This is a genomic window from Streptomyces sp. NPDC056128, assembly GCF_042263835.1.
Classification (GTDB): domain Bacteria; phylum Actinomycetota; class Actinomycetes; order Streptomycetales; family Streptomycetaceae; genus Streptomyces.
The window spans coordinates 1-15,546 of record NZ_JBHJVQ010000040.1 but is presented as its reverse complement, the minus strand read 5'-3'; the positions used below and the strand labels follow the sequence as shown (position 1 = coordinate 15,546).

At 71.0% G+C, this 15,546-nt stretch carries 13 protein-coding genes; 8 read left to right on the top strand and 5 right to left on the bottom strand.

Annotated features, from left to right (window positions below):
- Nucleotides 1-92: 92 nt before the first annotated feature.
- The 5 genes from ACFC1X_RS37350 to ACFC1X_RS37330 form a co-directional block, all read right to left on the bottom strand.
- Entirely contained in the window at nucleotides 93-827 is a 735-nt protein-coding gene (locus ACFC1X_RS37350) for an HAD family hydrolase (protein WP_376363110.1), read from the bottom strand.
- Nucleotides 828-878: 51 nt separating this feature from the next.
- Nucleotides 879-1,274 carry a Rid family hydrolase gene (locus tag ACFC1X_RS37345; RefSeq protein WP_376363107.1) on the bottom strand — a complete coding sequence of 132 codons (396 nt, stop codon included), beginning with the start codon at nucleotides 1,272-1,274 and terminating at the stop codon, nucleotides 879-881.
- A gap of 106 nt (nucleotides 1,275-1,380) precedes the next feature.
- Nucleotides 1,381-2,868, bottom strand: a complete 1,488-nt coding sequence (gene gltX / locus ACFC1X_RS37340; RefSeq protein WP_376363104.1) for a glutamate--tRNA ligase — start codon at nucleotides 2,866-2,868, stop codon at nucleotides 1,381-1,383.
- A complete protein-coding gene (locus ACFC1X_RS37335) occupies nucleotides 2,861-3,646 on the bottom strand; it encodes a fumarylacetoacetate hydrolase family protein (protein ID WP_352154955.1) in 786 nt (261 codons plus the stop codon). The genes gltX and ACFC1X_RS37335 overlap by 8 nt, the downstream gene beginning before the upstream one ends.
- 137 nt (nucleotides 3,647-3,783) lie before the next feature.
- Nucleotides 3,784-3,972: a hypothetical protein gene (locus ACFC1X_RS37330; protein ID WP_064730001.1), complete on the bottom strand. Its 189-nt coding sequence runs from the start codon at nucleotides 3,970-3,972 to the stop codon at nucleotides 3,784-3,786.
- Nucleotides 3,973-4,574: 602 nt separating this feature from the next.
- Between ACFC1X_RS37330 and ACFC1X_RS37325 the strand changes: the two genes are divergently transcribed.
- From ACFC1X_RS37325 to ACFC1X_RS37290, 8 genes are all read left to right on the top strand, one after another.
- Nucleotides 4,575-8,504, top strand: coding sequence for a nitrate- and nitrite sensing domain-containing protein (locus tag ACFC1X_RS37325; RefSeq protein ID WP_376363100.1), 3,930 nt, complete (start codon nucleotides 4,575-4,577; stop codon nucleotides 8,502-8,504).
- Nucleotides 8,505-8,513: 9 nt separating this feature from the next.
- A complete protein-coding gene (locus ACFC1X_RS37320; protein ID WP_005479910.1) occupies nucleotides 8,514-8,927 on the top strand; it encodes a roadblock/LC7 domain-containing protein in 414 nt (137 codons plus the stop codon).
- A gap of 111 nt (nucleotides 8,928-9,038) precedes the next feature.
- Entirely contained in the window at nucleotides 9,039-9,437 is a 399-nt protein-coding gene (locus ACFC1X_RS37315) for a DUF742 domain-containing protein (protein WP_003973454.1), read from the top strand.
- Nucleotides 9,418-9,993, top strand: coding sequence for an ATP/GTP-binding protein (locus ACFC1X_RS37310; protein ID WP_003973455.1), 576 nt, complete (start codon nucleotides 9,418-9,420; stop codon nucleotides 9,991-9,993). The genes ACFC1X_RS37315 and ACFC1X_RS37310 overlap by 20 nt, the downstream gene beginning before the upstream one ends.
- Nucleotides 9,994-10,414: 421 nt before the next feature.
- Nucleotides 10,415-13,705 (top strand): nitrate- and nitrite sensing domain-containing protein, encoded by a 3,291-nt coding sequence (locus tag ACFC1X_RS37305; protein WP_376363095.1) that lies wholly within the window; start codon nucleotides 10,415-10,417, stop codon nucleotides 13,703-13,705.
- Nucleotides 13,706-13,715: 10 nt separating this feature from the next.
- On the top strand, nucleotides 13,716-14,129 hold the full coding sequence (locus ACFC1X_RS37300; protein WP_004983065.1) for a roadblock/LC7 domain-containing protein: 414 nt from the start codon (nucleotides 13,716-13,718) through the stop codon (nucleotides 14,127-14,129).
- A 94-nt stretch (nucleotides 14,130-14,223) separates the two neighbouring features.
- Complete coding sequence (locus ACFC1X_RS37295; protein WP_064729998.1) at nucleotides 14,224-14,796, top strand: DUF742 domain-containing protein; 573 nt, start codon at nucleotides 14,224-14,226, stop codon at nucleotides 14,794-14,796.
- Nucleotides 14,777-15,358 carry an ATP/GTP-binding protein gene (locus ACFC1X_RS37290; RefSeq protein ID WP_009314218.1) on the top strand — a complete coding sequence of 194 codons (582 nt, stop codon included), beginning with the start codon at nucleotides 14,777-14,779 and terminating at the stop codon, nucleotides 15,356-15,358. Before ACFC1X_RS37295 ends, ACFC1X_RS37290 begins: the two co-directional genes overlap by 20 nt.
- The last annotated feature ends 188 nt before the right edge of the window (nucleotides 15,359-15,546 follow it).

The window sequence follows — 15,546 nt, the reverse complement described above, 5'->3', positions numbered from 1 at the left end:
TGGAACGCAAGCCCCTGATGGGGTTTCGCTCTAGCGTCGCGCTTCCGGTTCCCGGCCCTTTCGGCCCGCTCCTCGGCGGCGCAGGAAGAACATTACCCGAAGGTGGACGGGGCTCCAAAACGGGTATCGGCGCCGAGCAGCGCCGGGAGTTCGGCGAGGGAGGCGATACGGCGCGGCCCCTCCGGCGGGTCCACGGTCGCGTAGACGCCGCCCCGGTCGATCCACACGGAGAGCAGCCCGGCGTCGGCGGCGCCGCGTCCGTCGATCTCCGGGTGGTCGCCGACGTAGGCGACCTCGGAGGGGGTGAGAGCCAGGGCGTCGCAGGCCGCGAGGAAGGCGGCGGGCTCGGGCTTGGAGACGCCCAGCTCGGCGGCGCACAGGATGGCCTCGAAGCGGTCGTGCACGCCGAGGACGCGCAGCTTGCGGTCCTGGACGGTGAGGCTGGAGTTGGAGAGCACCGCGTGCCGGTGGCTGCCGGCGAGGGCGTCGAGGACGGGCAGCACGTCCGGGAAGAGGGACCAGGCGGCCTCGTAGTGCGTGACGTAGCGCTGGAACCACGCGTCGGCCTCGGCCTCGGTCAGCTCCGGCCGGCCCAGGAACTCGCGGATGCGGTCGCGCCGCTGTGTGACGAAGTCCACCTCGCCGGCCGAGAAGCGCGCCCACTGCCGGTCGGTGATCTGCCGCCAGCGCACGAGGGCCTCCTCGGCCGACCCGTACCCGGCGAGGAGCCCTTCGGCCACCAGGTGCGCGCGCATGCCCTCGCGGTCGGCGGTGGTGTAGTCGAAGAGGGTGTCGTCGACGTCCCAGACGACGGCTTTGATCGGCATGGGACCCAGCCTAGACAGCGAGAGCGGTGGGCCGGGCCGTTTCAGCACCGGCTACTGGGCGGCGAGGCCCTCGATCTCGATGAGCATCCGCGGGTCGGACAGAGCCCTGACCTCGGCCAGCAGACTGGCCGGGCGGCAGTCGGCCTCGTCCAGCAAGCTCAGCACCGCGTCGTAGTTGGCCGTCACCGCCTCGATGTCGACGGTGAGAATCCTGATCTGCACGAGATCGCTCAGGGCGAAGCCCGCCTTGCGCAGCGTCTCGTCCAGGCGCCGGAACGTCAGCCGGATCTGGCCGCGGATGTCGCCCACGGCGGCGATGCCGCCCTCGTCGTCCCGGGCCTCGTGACCGGCGACCACGAGCCAGCGCTGCGGCTGTTCGACGAGAACCGCCCGGTTGTAGGCGAGCCGCTTCCCGAAGTAGCGGGGGTCGATGTCCTCACGGCGCATGCCGTCAGTCTGCGCGGCCGGCGGCGGCCGCGCCCGTCGAACGGACCTGGCCGGGGTACGGCAAGGGCGGCACCCGTGTGGGTGCCGCCCCTGACGCACTCGTGCGTTACGCGGCCGCGAGGCGGGCCAGCGTCGCGTCGATCCTGGCCAGGGACTTCTCCTTGCCCAGGACCTCCAGGGACTCGAAGAGGGGCAGGCCGACGGTGCGGCCGGTGATGGCGACGCGGACCGGGGCCTGGGCCTTGCCGAGCTTGAGGCCGTGCGCCTCGCCGGCGGCCAGGACGGCCTCCTTGAGGGACTCGGGGGACGTCCAGTCGGCCGCGTCCAGCTTCTCGCGGGCCGTGACGAGCAGGGCGTCCGAGCCCTCCTTCATCGCCTTCGTCCAGCTCGCCTCGTCGAGGACCGGCTCCGGCAGGAACAGGAAGTCGACGTTGTCCGTGATCTCGGAGAGGACCTTGAGGCGGGTCTGCGCGTGCGGCGCGATGGCCTGCCACTTGGTCTCGTCGAAGTCCTCGGGCGCCCAGGGGGCGACCGGGGCCGTCAGCCACGGGCGGCAGCGCTCGGTGAAGTCCTTCACGGGCAGCAGCCGGATGTGGTCGCCGTTGATCGCCTCGCACTTCTTCAGGTCGAAGCGCGCCGGGTTGGGCTGCACGTCGGAGACGTCGAAGGCCGCCACCATCTCGTCGATGGTGAAGATGTCCTGGTCGGCGGAGAGCGACCAGCCGAGCAGGGAGAGGTAGTTGAGCAGGCCCTCGGGGAGGAAGCCGCGCTCGCGGTAGAGGTTCAGGCTCGACTGGGGGTCGCGCTTGGAGAGCTTCTTGTTGCCCTCGCCCATGACGTACGGGAGGTGGCCGAAGGCCGGGATCTCCTTGGCGATGTCCAGCTCGGTGAGCGCCTTGTACAGGGCGATCTGGCGCGGGGTGGAGGAGAGCAGGTCCTCGCCGCGCAGGACGTGGGTGATCTCCATCAGGGCGTCGTCGACCGGGTTGACCAGCGTGTAGAGGGGGGCGCCGTTGGCGCGGACGATGCCGTAGTCCGGGACGTTCTCGGGGAGGTAGGTGATCTCGCCGCGGACCAGGTCCGTGAAGGTGATCGCCTCGTCGGGCATCCGGAAGCGGACGATGGGCGCGCGGCCCTCGGCCCGGTACCCCTCGACCTCGGCGTCGCTCAGGTCGCGGCAGTGGCCGTCGTACCCGGAGGGCCGGCCGGCCGCGCGGGCGGCCTCGCGGCGGCTGTCCAGCTCCTCCTGGGAGCAGTAGCAGCGGTAGGCGTGGCCGGTGGCGAGCAGCTTCTCGGCGACGTCCTGGTAGATGTCCATGCGCTGCGACTGGCGGTACGGCGCGTGCGGGCCGCCGACCTCGGGGCCCTCGTCCCAGTCGAAGCCCAGCCAGCGCATCGCGTCGAGCAGCTGGGTGTACGACTCCTCGGAGTCGCGGGCCGCGTCGGTGTCCTCGATGCGGAAGACCAGCGTGCCCTGGTGGTGCCGGGCGAACGCCCAGTTGAACAGGGCGGTGCGCACCAGACCCACGTGGGGGTTGCCGGTGGGGGACGGACAGAAACGTACGCGTACGGGTGAGCCGGGTGCGCTAGCCACGCTTGACAACCTTGTTGGTGAGAGTGCCGATGCCTTCGATGGTGACGGCGACCTCGTCGCCGACGTTGAGGGGGCCGACGCCGGCCGGGGTCCCCGTGAGGATCACGTCGCCGGGGAGCAGCGTCATGGCCTCGGAGATGTTGACGATCAGGTCCTCGATGGAGTGGATCATCTCGCTGGTGCGGCCGAGCTGCCGCTGGGCGCCGTTGACCGTGAGCTGGATGGTCAGGTCGGCCGCGGCGGCGAGGTCGATGTCCGTCTCCACCCAGGGCCCCAGCGGGCAGGCGGAGTCGAAGCCCTTGGCCCGGGCCCACTGCTTCTCGCGGCGCTGCACGTCGCGGGCGGTGACGTCGTTGGCGCAGGTGTAGCCGAAGATCACGTCCTGCACGCGGTCGCGCGGGACCTCGCGGCACATGCGGCCGATGACGACGGCGAGTTCGGCCTCGTGGTGCAGTTCCTCGGAGAAGGAGGGGTACTGGATGGCGTCGCCGGGGCCGATCACCGAGGTGGACGGCTTGAAGAAGGCGAACGGGGCGTCGGGCACCTCGTTGCCGAGTTCGCGGGCGTGTTCGGCGTAGTTGCGGCCGAAGGCGACGACCTTGTTCGGGAGCACCGGCGGCAGCAGCCGCACCTTGCTCAGGGGCACCTTGGTGCCGGAGAGCTCGTAGTCCCCGAACGGGATGCCCTTGATGATGTCGAGGACGAGCTGGTCCGGCTGGTCGCCCTCGACCGCGCCGAAGGCGACGTTCCCGTCGATGGAGAACCTGGCGATGCGCACGGGTTGCTTGGCCCCTTGACTGAGCTGGCTGGAGTCTGACGCCCCAGGCTAACGCGGCGCGCCCGTCCGGCATGATCCGCCGGACGGGCGCGTGGTGCTTCGGGGGCCGCCTGAACGGGCGGCGCCGGGGTGACGTACTACTCTGCGACGGCGGCCCCGACCGGTACCTCCATGAGGACGGTGCGCCGGGGGTTGGCGGTCTGGGCGGGGAGCTCGACGGCGTGCTCCGGCTGCTCCTGCGTGCGCAGGTCGTCGGCGTCGTCGAGGTGCGCCAGCGTCGTGCGCCGCGGGTTGGCGATCTGGTGGAACATCATCGTCGTCTTCACGGTTGTACGAGGCCCTGTCGTGTCCGGGCGCCCGAGGGGCTTCGATGACCCCTGCGAGGGCGCGGGTTGTCGGTTTTGCCTTCTCTGTAAAGCGTCAGGCTAAACATGCAATTCCCCGGCAACTCAGGGAGGGCCCGCGATCTGCGTGTGAGTTTGCTCACTTATCAAGGGTCAAACCGGTCAATTGCGACTCCAGCGACACCGGGACCAATGAGACATTCCCCCGCTGAAGCCCGCATTCCGCTCCTGATCATGGCGACTGGGACACCCTCCGCACCTCGACAACTCGCGGGCATATGTCCCTTTTGCGGGTGATCATCTTCTACGTCAGGTGACTCGGCCCTCACGTGCTGTCACGTATCTCACGGCGTACCCCACGGGCCTTGTTGGAGATCCTGCACTGTGCTGGAATTCCACGGACCGCCGCAGGATCGAGCCGGCGCGCAGGGGGCGCAAAGCAGCGCCGGGCGGCGGCGAGAAGGGGGAACCAGCGCCGGTCACTCACGACCACCACGGGGGCGTATTCAGGGCGCCCCCATGACGCCGACACCGTGTCCCGCCGTTCACGCGGAGGGGCGCCTGGTCCAGAGGTTGCGACGCTAGTGCAGGGACGTTTCAAGAGGGATGGCAGCGCTTCGGCGGAGCCGGAGCCGCACGGCGGGACCGGCCCCAAGGCCGTCGGCTCCTCGCCCCAGCACGCCCAGAACCAGGGCCAGACCCCGTCCGGCGACAGTGGAGAGCGCGCCGGTCAGACGGCCGGTTCGGCCGCCCCCGGCCAGCAGCCGTCCGCCAAGCCGGCCAAGGGCCCGGGCGGCCCCGGCCCGCGAATAGCCCTGCGCAACTGGCGGATCTCCACCCGTCTGGTGTCGCTGCTCGCGCTCCCGGTGGTCGCGGCCACCTCGCTGGGCGCGATGCGCATCAGCCAGTCGATGGACGACATCCAGCAGCTCGACAACATGAAGCTGCTGACCGAGATGACCAAGCAGGCCACCGAACTGGCCGCCGCGCTCCAGGAGGAGCGCGACCAGTCCGCCGGCCCCCTGGCGCACGGCTCCGCGTCCAGCGCCATCGCCGTCAAGGGCGACCGCGAGAAGACCGACCGGGCCCTGAAGAACTTCCTCGACAACTCGGAGGAGATCGACGCCGCCAGCAAGGACGGCAACCTCGTCGGCGTCCGCGACAGCCTCGTCGGGCTCGCGAGCGACCTGAACGACCTGAACAAGATCCGCGGCACGGCGTACCAGGCCAAGCAGAACTCGACCCAGACCGTCGAGGCCTACCACCGCCTGATCAACCACCTGCTCGACCTCTCGCAGGACATGGCGGAGGCGACCAGCAACCCCGACATGATTCAGCGCACGCGCGCCCTGTCGGCCTTCTCCTCGGCCAAGGAGTACGCGTCCATCCAGCGCGCGGTCCTGGCGGCGGCGCTCCCCGCGAACAACACCAGCAAGGGCAAGCTCTCCGAGAACGACCGGCTCTACGCCCAGTCGGCGCTGCAGAGCCAGACGTCCGAGGTCCGCAGCTTCACCAGCATCTACGGCGACGGCGCCGAGGAACTCCTCAAGCCGATCTCCGAGGGCAACCCGGTCATCGAGGCGTCCGACCAGTACGCCGGCCGCGCCCTCAGCGGCGTCAACGGCCTGGGCGACCTCAAGCCCCGGTCGTACCAGGACTGGCTGGACGAGAGCTCCACCAAGATCCAGCAGATGAAGAACATCGAGCTGAAGCTGCTGGAGGACATGGAGCAGCAGGCCCGCGAGCTGCGCAACGAGTCCGAGCGCGAGGCCATCATCTCCGGTGTCCTCATCCTGCTCGTGCTCGGCGTCTCGCTGGTCGGCGCCTTCGTCGTGGCGCGGTCCATGATCCGCTCGCTGCGCCGCCTGGAGGACACCGCGACCAAGGTCGCCCAGGACCGCCTGCCCGAGCTGGTCAAGCAGCTCTCCGAGACCGACCCGCAGGACGTCGACACCTCGGTGGAGTCGGTCGGTGTGCACTCCCGGGACGAGATCGGCCGAGTGGCCGCGGCCTTCGACGACGTGCACCGCGAGGCGGTCCGCCTCGCCGCCGAGCAGGCCCTGCTGCGGGGCAACGTCAACGCGATGTTCACCAACCTCTCGCGCCGCTCCCAGGGCCTCATCCAGCGTCAGCTCTCGCTCATCTCCGAACTGGAGTCCCGCGAGGCCGACCCGGACCAGCTCTCCTCGCTCTTCAAGCTCGACCACCTCGCGACGCGCATGCGCCGTAACGGTGAGAACCTCCTCGTCCTCGCCGGTGAGGAGCCCGGGCGCCGCTGGACCCGGCCGGTCCCGCTGGTCGACGTGCTCCGTGCCGCCGCCTCCGAGGTGGAGCAGTACGAGCGCATCGAGCTGGCCTCCGTGCCGACCACCGAGGTGGCCGGCCGCGTGGTCAACGACCTCGTGCACCTGCTCGCCGAGCTGCTGGAGAACGCGACCTCGTTCTCCTCGCCGCAGACCAAGGTCAAGGTCACCGGTCACGCGCTGCCCGACGGGCGGGTGCTGATCGAGATCCACGACACCGGTATCGGCCTCTCCCCCGAGGACCTCGCCGCGATCAACGAGCGGCTCGCCTCGCCGCCCACCGTGGACGTCTCCGTCTCCCGCCGCATGGGTCTGTTCGTGGTCGGCCGCCTCTCGCAGCGCCACGGCATCCGCATCCAGCTGCGGCCGTCCGACTCCGGTGGCACGACCGCGCTGGTCATGCTGCCCGTGGACGTCGCCCAGGGCGGTCGCAAGCCGCAGCCGAAGCCAGGGCAGTCCGCCTCCGGCAACGGCGGTCCGGCGGCCGCGCAGGCCGCCGCCGGTGTCGCCGCGGCCCGCCGTGGCGGCCAGGGCGGCGGCGCCCTCGCCGGCGGTGCCTTCGGCGGCGGCGGTGCGCTCGGCGGTGGCGGTGCTCCGGGCGGCCGGCTCGGTGCCGCCCAGGGTCCGCGGGCCGCGCTCCCCGGACGGGACACGGACGGTCGCCCGGGCACGCCCGGCGGTCCGCGCGGTCCCCAGTCCCCGGCCGGTCCCGGCCAGCAGAACCGCCCGGCCCCGGCCGGTGCAGGTGCCGGTGCCGGTCAGGCGCCCGGTGCCCCGCAGGGTCTGCAGGCCGCGGGCATGAACGCGCCGCAGGGCAACGCCCCGCAGGGCCAGGACGTCTTCGGCGGTGGCCGCGGTCCCGCCGCGCCCCCGCAACGCGGCAAGCGCGGGAACAACGGCGACGCCGGACAGGGCCGTCGTCCGCAGCTGCCGCCGCGCGGTGGTCCGCGGGCCGAGCTGCCCGGCGGCAACCCGCAGCCCCGCACGCCCAGCTGGAGCGACGAGAACGCGCAGCCGCCCGTGGGGCGCGCCTCGCTGGACGCCCCGCGCGGCCACGAGGAGCCGGACAGCTCCCGCACCCGCCGCACCCCGGACTTCGACGACCGGCAGGGCCCGGGCTCCACGGCGGAGATGCCGGCCGTGCCGCGGTTCGGCGAGCCCCAGTCCCCCGCCGCCACGGCCGAGTTCGCCCGCCCCGACTTCGACGCCCCGGCCCCTCGCCAGGACGCCCCGCAGAACACGGGCCAGTTCACGCGGCCGGACCAGAACCGGCCGGACCAGAACCAGAACCAGTACGACCAGGGCGCGTACCCGCAGAACCAGTACGGCCGGGACCAGTACGGTCAGGGCGGCTCCACGGAGACCCCGCAGAACGACCAGTTCGCGCGGCCCGAGCAGAACGGCCCGCAGCAGGGCAACGGAGCCTTCGTCCGCTCGGACGTCTTCGGCGGGCAGCCCCGTCAGACCGGCCCGAACGGCCCCGCCCAGTCCGACCGGTTCGCCGGCGCCCACGGCGCCCAGGGGTACGACAACGGCTCCACCGGGCAGCACGGCCTGCCGAGCCGCGCGAACCCGGCCGCCCCCGGCCCGTTCGAGCGCCCGCAGGTCAACGGCGCGCAGGGCGGCAACGACTTCGGCGCACCGCGCCCGCCGGCCCCGGCCCCGCAGCGCCCCGTCCACCAGGAGCCCGCGGGCGGCAGCACCAACGGGACCCCCGCGCAGCGGCCCCAGGACGGCTGGGCCCTGCCCCCGGCCACCGGCCCCGGTGACGGGCGCACGCCGCTGTACGACACGCTGGAGACCAACTGGTTCCACGGCGACCGCGAGGCGAGGGCGCAGCACCAGGCCCAGCCCGCGGCCCCGGAGCCGCAGGCCGCCCAGCCCCAGACCCCGGCGGCCCCGCAGCGGCCCGCCACCTCCGCCTGGCGCAGTTCGCCGAACGACGACCTCGTCCGGCAGGCGGAACGCGTACGGCAGCCGGCGGCGGGCGGGGTCACCACCTCCGGCCTCCCGCGCCGGGTCCCCCGGGCCAACCTCGTCCCGGGGACGGCTCAGCAGCAGTCGCACCAGAACGGTCCGCAGATCTCGCGCGCGCCGGACGACGTGCGCGGCCGGCTGACCAATCTCCGTCGGGGAATCGCACAGGGCCGTCAGGCCGGTACCAACCAGACCGGCAGCTACCCGCGGCCCACTCACCAGCAGGAGCGTTAGTTGAGCCCGATGAGCCAGGCGGCACAGAACCTCAACTGGTTGATCACGAATTTCGTGGACAACACCCCAGGGGTGTCCCACACCGTCGTCGTGTCCGCCGACGGACTCCTTCTGGCGATGTCGGAAGGATTCCCTCGCGACCGCGCCGACCAGCTCGCGGCCGTCGCCTCGGGGCTGACCTCGCTGACGGCCGGGGCGTCCCGGATCTTCGAGGGCGGCGACGTGGCCCAGACGGTCGTGGAGATGGAACGTGGGTTCCTCTTCCTCATGTCCGTCTCCGACGGCTCGTCGCTGGCCGTCCTCGCGCACCCGGAGTGCGACATCGGCCTCGTCGGCTACGAGATGGCGCTCCTGGTCGACCGCGCGGGCGCGGTCCTCACACCCGACCTGCGCGCTGAACTACAAGGAAGTCTGCTCCACTGATCCGCCCCGGCACCACCCGTGTTACCAAATCACCGTCCGGCCGCCACAATCCCCCCACCGGCCTCGTCAGACGGCTTGACTGACCGACTTGCTGTCCCGCCCGGAGGATTCATGACCCCGCCCACCGCCTCTCATGATCCGTACGCGGAGCCGTACGAGGACGAGGGCGACCAGCCGCTGGTACGTCCTTACGCGATGACCGGTGGCCGGACCAGGCCGCGCTACCAGCTCGCCATCGAAGCGCTGATCAGCACGACGGCCGACCCGGCAGCGCTCATGGGGCTGCTCCCGGAGCACCAGCGGATCTGCCATTTGTGCCGCGAGGTGAAATCGGTGGCCGAGGTGTCGGCCCTGCTGGCGATGCCGCTCGGCGTGGCCAGGATCCTGGTCGCGGACCTCGCGGAGGCCGGGCTCGTCGCCATCCACCAGCCCGGCGGGGACGAGAACAACGGCGGTGCACCGGACGTGACACTGCTCGAAAGGGTGCTCAGTGGACTTCGAAAGCTCTGACGGAGGCCGGGCGACCACCTCCGCGAAGATCGTGGTCGCCGGCGGCTTCGGCGTCGGCAAGACCACGTTCGTGGGCGCCGTCTCCGAGATCAACCCGCTGCGCACCGAGGCCGTGATGACCTCTGCCAGCGCCGGGATCGACGACCTCACACACGCCGGTGACAAGACGACCACCACGGTCGCGATGGACTTCGGCCGCATCACGCTCGACCAGGACCTGATCCTGTACCTCTTCGGTACGCCGGGCCAGGACCGGTTCTGGTTCATGTGGGACGACCTGGTGCGCGGCGCCATCGGCGCGGTCGTGCTCTGCGACACCCGCCGGCTGGCCGACTGCTTCCCGGCCGTCGACTACTTCGAGAACAGCGGTCTGCCGTTCGTCGTCGCGCTCAACGGCTTCGACGGGCAGCAGCCGTACTCGCCGGACGAGGTGCGCGAGGCGCTCCAGATCGGCCCGGACACCCCGATCATCACGACGGACGCCCGGCATCGCGCCGACGCCAAGTCGGCCCTGATCACGCTGGTGGAACACGCGCTGATGGCACGCCTGCGGTAGGGCCGGACAGGCCTGCGGACGGTCGCAGCCAAGTCGGCAGGGTCCTACGGCACTTGTCGTAGACAGGACGGAGCCGACTGTGTCCTTTGACACGGTCGGCTCCGCTGTTCATAACGTTTCGGCAGAGGAATCGGGTGGTACCGACACGCGACGCGGTCAACTGCTCTCGCTGCGCGCACGAACGCCCCGTCTTTTGACGGGCCTCGCTCTTTATGACCGTTTTACGCGGGGCTTACATCACGTGTAACCCCCGCGTTCCACTGTTTGGAAGAGCGCTGGTCGCCGTGCTGGAATGCCAGAACCGCCCAGTGGTCAATCACGCTCGAGACGTACTCAGCAGTAGCACGTACTCGTCGACGGACTGGGCTCTGAGACACAGCGGCACGACGTAGGTGCCGACCGCCGAGAGGTTGTTGGTCGAGTGAGGCGAAGCACGAACAGTCCCGAGCCATCGGCCCGGGGCAACTTCACCCCGCCGCCGCGCACAGCGGCGCCCGCCCCCGCGTCTGCTGCGGAACCCCAGGACGAGCCCGCCGCCGCCGGTGGCCGTTTCTCGCCGCGCAACTGGCGGGTGACCACCCGGCTGAACGCGATCCTGCTCATACCCGTGCTGGTCGGCCTGGTCATGGGCGGCTTCCAGGTGAAGAGCTCGATCGACACCTGGGGCGACGCCGAGGACGCGGAGAGCACCGCGCGTCTGGTGCAGGCCTCCCTCGGCTACGCCAACGCCCTCTACAACGAGCGCGACATCACGGCCGCCCCGCTGCTGCAGGGCAAGGGCGAGAAGGACGCGACCGTCACCAGGGCCCGTCAGGCGACCGACGCCGCCGCCGACACCTTCGACGAGGCCGCGGCCGGCATGCCCGCCAAGCCGGGTCTGGAGCGCCGGCTGAAGGTCTTCCGCGAGCAGGAGCCCAAGCTCCAGACGCTGCGGGCGGCCGCGTACACCGCCAAGCTCAAGGGCGTGGAGACCGAGGAGGGCTACACCGGTGTGGCCCACCCCCTGATGGAGTTCGCCAACGAACTCGGTCTGGGCACCGGCAACATCACCTCCTACGGCCGTACCGTCTACGCGATCTCCCTGACCAAGGCGGCGCTCTCCCTGGAGCGCTCCATCGGCATGCACATGCTGGTCAAGCCCGGTCCGGACCCCAGCCACCTCGCCAGCCAGCGGGTCGCCCTCTCCTCGTACGCCTACCTGGAGCGCATCGCGATCGAGGAGTACATCGGCGGCGGTACCGAGGCGGACGCGCAGAAGCTCGAGGACGCCGAGGCGAAGCTCAAGACGGACGGCGCGGCCATGGCCAAGGAGGCCAGGGCCAAGGACCCGGACTATGTGCCGCCGCCCTCCAACCCGACCACGATGATCTCGGAGCTGGCCCAGCTGGACTCCACGGACACCGGTGCGCGGGCGGAGCTGGCCCAGCAGGGCATCACGCCGGAAAACTGGTGGGCGGTCAACACCCTCAAGTTCGACGCGTACCAGAAGATCGAGTCGGATCTGGCCGACAAGGCGGTCTCCGAGGCGTCCACGATCGCCGACGACGCCGAGCGGGACGCCTACATCACGGGTGCCGCGGTCGTGATCGCGCTGCTCGCCGCGTTCATCCTGGCCGGCATGGTGGCCCGCCAGATGAGCCGCTCCATGCGCCAACTGCGCAACGCCGCCTTCGGCATCGCCGAGCAGCGCCTGCCGATGCTGGTCGACCAGCTCTCCCGCACCGACCCCGGCCGGGTCGACACCCGGGTCCAGCCGATCCCGATCACCTCGACCGACGAGATCGGCGAAGTCGCCCGCGCCTTCGACCAGGTGCACCGCGAGGCTGTCCGGCTCGCCTCCGAGCAGGCCCTGCTGCGGGGCAACATCAACGCGATCTTCACCAACCTGTCGCGCCGCAACCAGTCGCTGATCGAGGGCCAGCTGAGCCTGATCACCGACCTGGAGAACAACGAGGCCGACCCCGACCAGCTGGAGAACCTCTTCCGGCTGGACCACCTCGCCACCCGTATGCGCCGCAACGGCGAGAACCTCCTGGTCCTCGCCGGCGAGGAGCCCGGCCGCCGCTGGGACCAGCCGGTCCCGCTGGTCGACGTGTTGCGCGCCGCCTCCTCCGAGGTGGAGCAGTACGAGCGCATCGAGCTGTCCGGCGTGCCGGAGGCCGAGATCCACGGCCGCGCCGTGACCGACCTCGTGCACCTGCTCGCCGAGCTGCTCGAGAACGCGACCACGTTCTCCTCCCCGCAGACCAAGGTCCGGGTCACCGCGACCCGGCTGCCGGACGGCCGCGTGATGGTGGAGATCCACGACAAGGGCATCGGCCTGACCGCCGAGGACTTCGCGGACATCAACCACAAGCTGGCCAACCCGCCGACCGTGGACGCCGCGATCTCCCAGCGCATGGGCCTGTTCGTGGTCGGGCGGCTGTCCGACCGGCACGGCATCCGGGTCCAGCTGCGCCCCTCCGGCGAGCAGGCGGGCACCACCTCGCTGGTCATGCTCCCGGACGCCATCACCCACGGTGGCGGCGGCGACCAGCAGCGCACCGAGTTCACCGTCTCGCAGATCATCCCGGAGCAGAACTTCCAGGGCGAGAACTTCTCCCAGGCCGGTCAGCCCATGCGCACCGCCGCCGAACTCGGCTTCGACGACAGCCGGTACTCCGAGGTCCCCGACGACATACGGGAGCTGGACCCCGTCGGCCGCTCGCTGATGCGCGAGGAGCGCAGGGCGGCCCTGGAGGCCCAGTCGCACCCCGAGCTGCCCGGCCCGGCGGGCCCCGACCACGCCGGAAACGGCGGGACGCCCGGATTCCAGGACCAGTTCACCGGTCAGCAGCCCCAGCACTCCCAGCAGCCGGGCTACGACGCCGGCCGCGAGGGCTACGCGGACCAGCAGGGCGGCGCCTACGACCAGCAGTCGGCCTACACCGACCAGCAGCAGGCGTACCAGGAGCCGCAGCAGGCGTCGTACGACGAGCGGTACTACGCGCCGAACGGCGGCCTGCAGCAGGGCGAGGGCTACCCGCAGGGCGGCGGCTACGGCGACCCGTCGTCGTACGCCGAGCAGGGCCACGGCGGGCAGCGGCAGGCCGGCGCCCCGGACGCCTACGCGCCCTTCGAACAGCGGCGCCACCAGGACGACTGGCCCCAGCAGGACGACTACCGGGGCGGCTATCCCGAGCAGTACTCCACGGGTGCGCCCGAGGCGCAATCCGTGCAGGCCGCTGACGTGAACGAGCCGGACCGCGTAGGCTTCGACCGTCCGGGCCCGGCCCCCTCCGCCGCCCACGAGATGACCGACGCCGGTCTTCCCCGCCGCGGATCCACCGCGAGCGGCGCGGGCGATGCGGGGCCCGTGGGTCACGAGACGCCGGCCGCCGCCGCTCCGGGGGCGAACGGCCGGGACAACTGGCGGTCGGCCAACGACGACCGCTGGCAGCAGGCCTCCTCGCTGCGCAAGCCCAAGGCGGGCGGGGTGACCTCATCGGGCCTGCCGCGGCGGGTACCCAAGGCCAACCTGGTCGAGGGCGCCGCCGAAACCACTCCACAGGGAGGCCCCCAGGTCTCCCGCGCTCCGGAGGACGTCCGGGGCAGGCTGAGCAACCTGCGGCGCGGTGTCGAGCGAGGCCGCAACGCAGGCAGTGAAACGAACGGCCAGGACACAAGGAATGAACACCGTGGTCCTGACAGCACCTACAACCAGGAGCGTTAGTGTGAGCCCGATGAGCCAGGCGGCGCAGAACCTCAACTGGTTGATCACCAACTTCGTGGACAACACCCCGGGGGTGTCCCACACGGTGGTGGTCTCCGCCGACGGACTCCTTCTGGCGATGTCCGAGGGGTTCCCGCGCGACCGTGCCGACCAGCTCGCGGCCGTCGCCTCCGGTCTGACCTCGCTGACCGCCGGTGCCTCGCGCATCTTCGAGGGCGGCAGCGTGAACCAGACGGTTGTGGAGATGGAGCGGGGATTCCTGTTCATCATGTCCATTTCCGACGGCTCGTCCCTCGCCGTTCTTGCACACCCCGAGGCGGACATCGGCCTCATTGGGTACGAGATGGCCCTTCTGGTGGACCGTGCGGGCACGGTTCTGACGCCCGATCTGCGGGCTGAGCTCCAAGGCAGCCTTCTCAACTAAAGGACAGACGGTGCGTTTTGGCGTCCCGTGGCCGTAAAGTTTCGGGACGCGGCTCCACAGCGATGGATGCCAGGCACAGTCGGAGGAGGAAAAAGTGGCAACACCCCCAGGCGGTCCGTCTTCGGGCAACTGGTCGTACGGCCCTGGTCAGGGCCAGAACGACGGCTCGGCGAACGGGTACGGCTACCCCTCCGTGCCGAGTCACCGGCAGCCGTACGCGCCGCAGGGCCCCGGCCCTTCGCCGTACGACCAGCCGCACGCTCCGCGCATCCAGCCCGTGCAGCCGCAGCGCCGCACCCCTGAGCCGGCGCCCGCGGGGGCGTCGAACAACCCCCTGGTGCGCCCGTACGCCATGACGGGCGGCCGCACCAGGCCGCGCTACCAGCTCGCCATCGAGGCACTGGTGCACACCACCGCGCAGCCGCACCAGATGCAGGGCCAGCTGCCCGAGCATCAGCGGATCTGCAACCTCTGCCGGGAGATCAAGTCGGTGGCCGAGATCTCGGCCCTCCTGACGATCCCTCTCGGCGTGGCCAGGATCCTCGTCGCCGACTTGGCGGAGGCGGGACTGGTCGCCATCCATCAGCCCGGCGGCGACGAGAACGCCGGCGGCCAGCCAGACGTGACACTGCTCGAAAGGGTGCTCAGTGGACTTCGCAAGCTCTAGCGGCGGTCCTTCCCGCTCCACCACTTCCGCGAAGATCGTGGTGGCGGGCGGCTTCGGCGTGGGCAAGACCACGTTCGTCGGCGCTGTCTCGGAGATCAACCCGCTGCGCACCGAGGCCGTCATGACATCCGCTTCGGCGGGTATCGACGACCTCACCCACACGGGGGACAAGACGACCACGACGGTCGCCATGGACTTCGGCCGTATCACGCTCGACCAGGACCTGATCCTGTACCTCTTCGGTACGCCTGGCCAGGACCGGTTCTGGTTCATGTGGGACGACCTGGTGCGCGGTGCCATCGGTGCGATCGTGCTGGTCGACACGAGGCGGCTCGCCGACTGCTTCCCCGCCGTCGACTACTTCGAGAACTCGGGGCTGCCGTTCGTCATCGCGCTGAACGGGTTCGACGGGCAGCAGCCGTACAACCCGGACGAAGTCCGGGAGGCGTTGCAGATCGGGCCCGATACGCCGATCATCACGACGGACGCGCGGCACCGTGCCGACGCGAAGTCGGCCCTGATCACGCTGGTCGAGCACGCGCTGATGGCTCGTCTGCGCTGAGCCTGCGGGCAGTCGTGCCGCTGGGGCGGCACGGGTGGGCGCAGGCGGCACCCCGCTGCGCCGGGTTGCGACACGCCCCCTGCGGCCACCGTGCTGCCGGGGGCTGTTTCGTTGCCGGGTGCGGGTAGTTGGTGGCTGGTCGCGCAGTTCCCCGCGCCCCTAAAAGCGAGCGAGGCCCCTCCTTGCGG

Excerpts from the sequence above, each read along its gene's own strand:
- ACFC1X_RS37350 (WP_376363110.1), bottom strand. The coding sequence starts at position 827 with ATGCCGATCAAAGCCGTCGTCTGGGACGTCGACGACACCCTCTTCGAC.
- ACFC1X_RS37300 (WP_004983065.1), top strand. The coding sequence starts at position 13,716 with ATGAGCCAGGCGGCGCAGAACCTCAACTGGTTGATCACCAACTTCGTG.
- ACFC1X_RS37320 (WP_005479910.1), top strand. The coding sequence starts at position 8,514 with ATGAGCCAGGCGGCACAGAACCTCAACTGGTTGATCACGAATTTCGTG.
- ACFC1X_RS37315 (WP_003973454.1), top strand. The coding sequence starts at position 9,039 with ATGACCCCGCCCACCGCCTCTCATGATCCGTACGCGGAGCCGTACGAG.
- ACFC1X_RS37345 (WP_376363107.1), bottom strand. The coding sequence starts at position 1,274 with ATGCGCCGTGAGGACATCGACCCCCGCTACTTCGGGAAGCGGCTCGCC.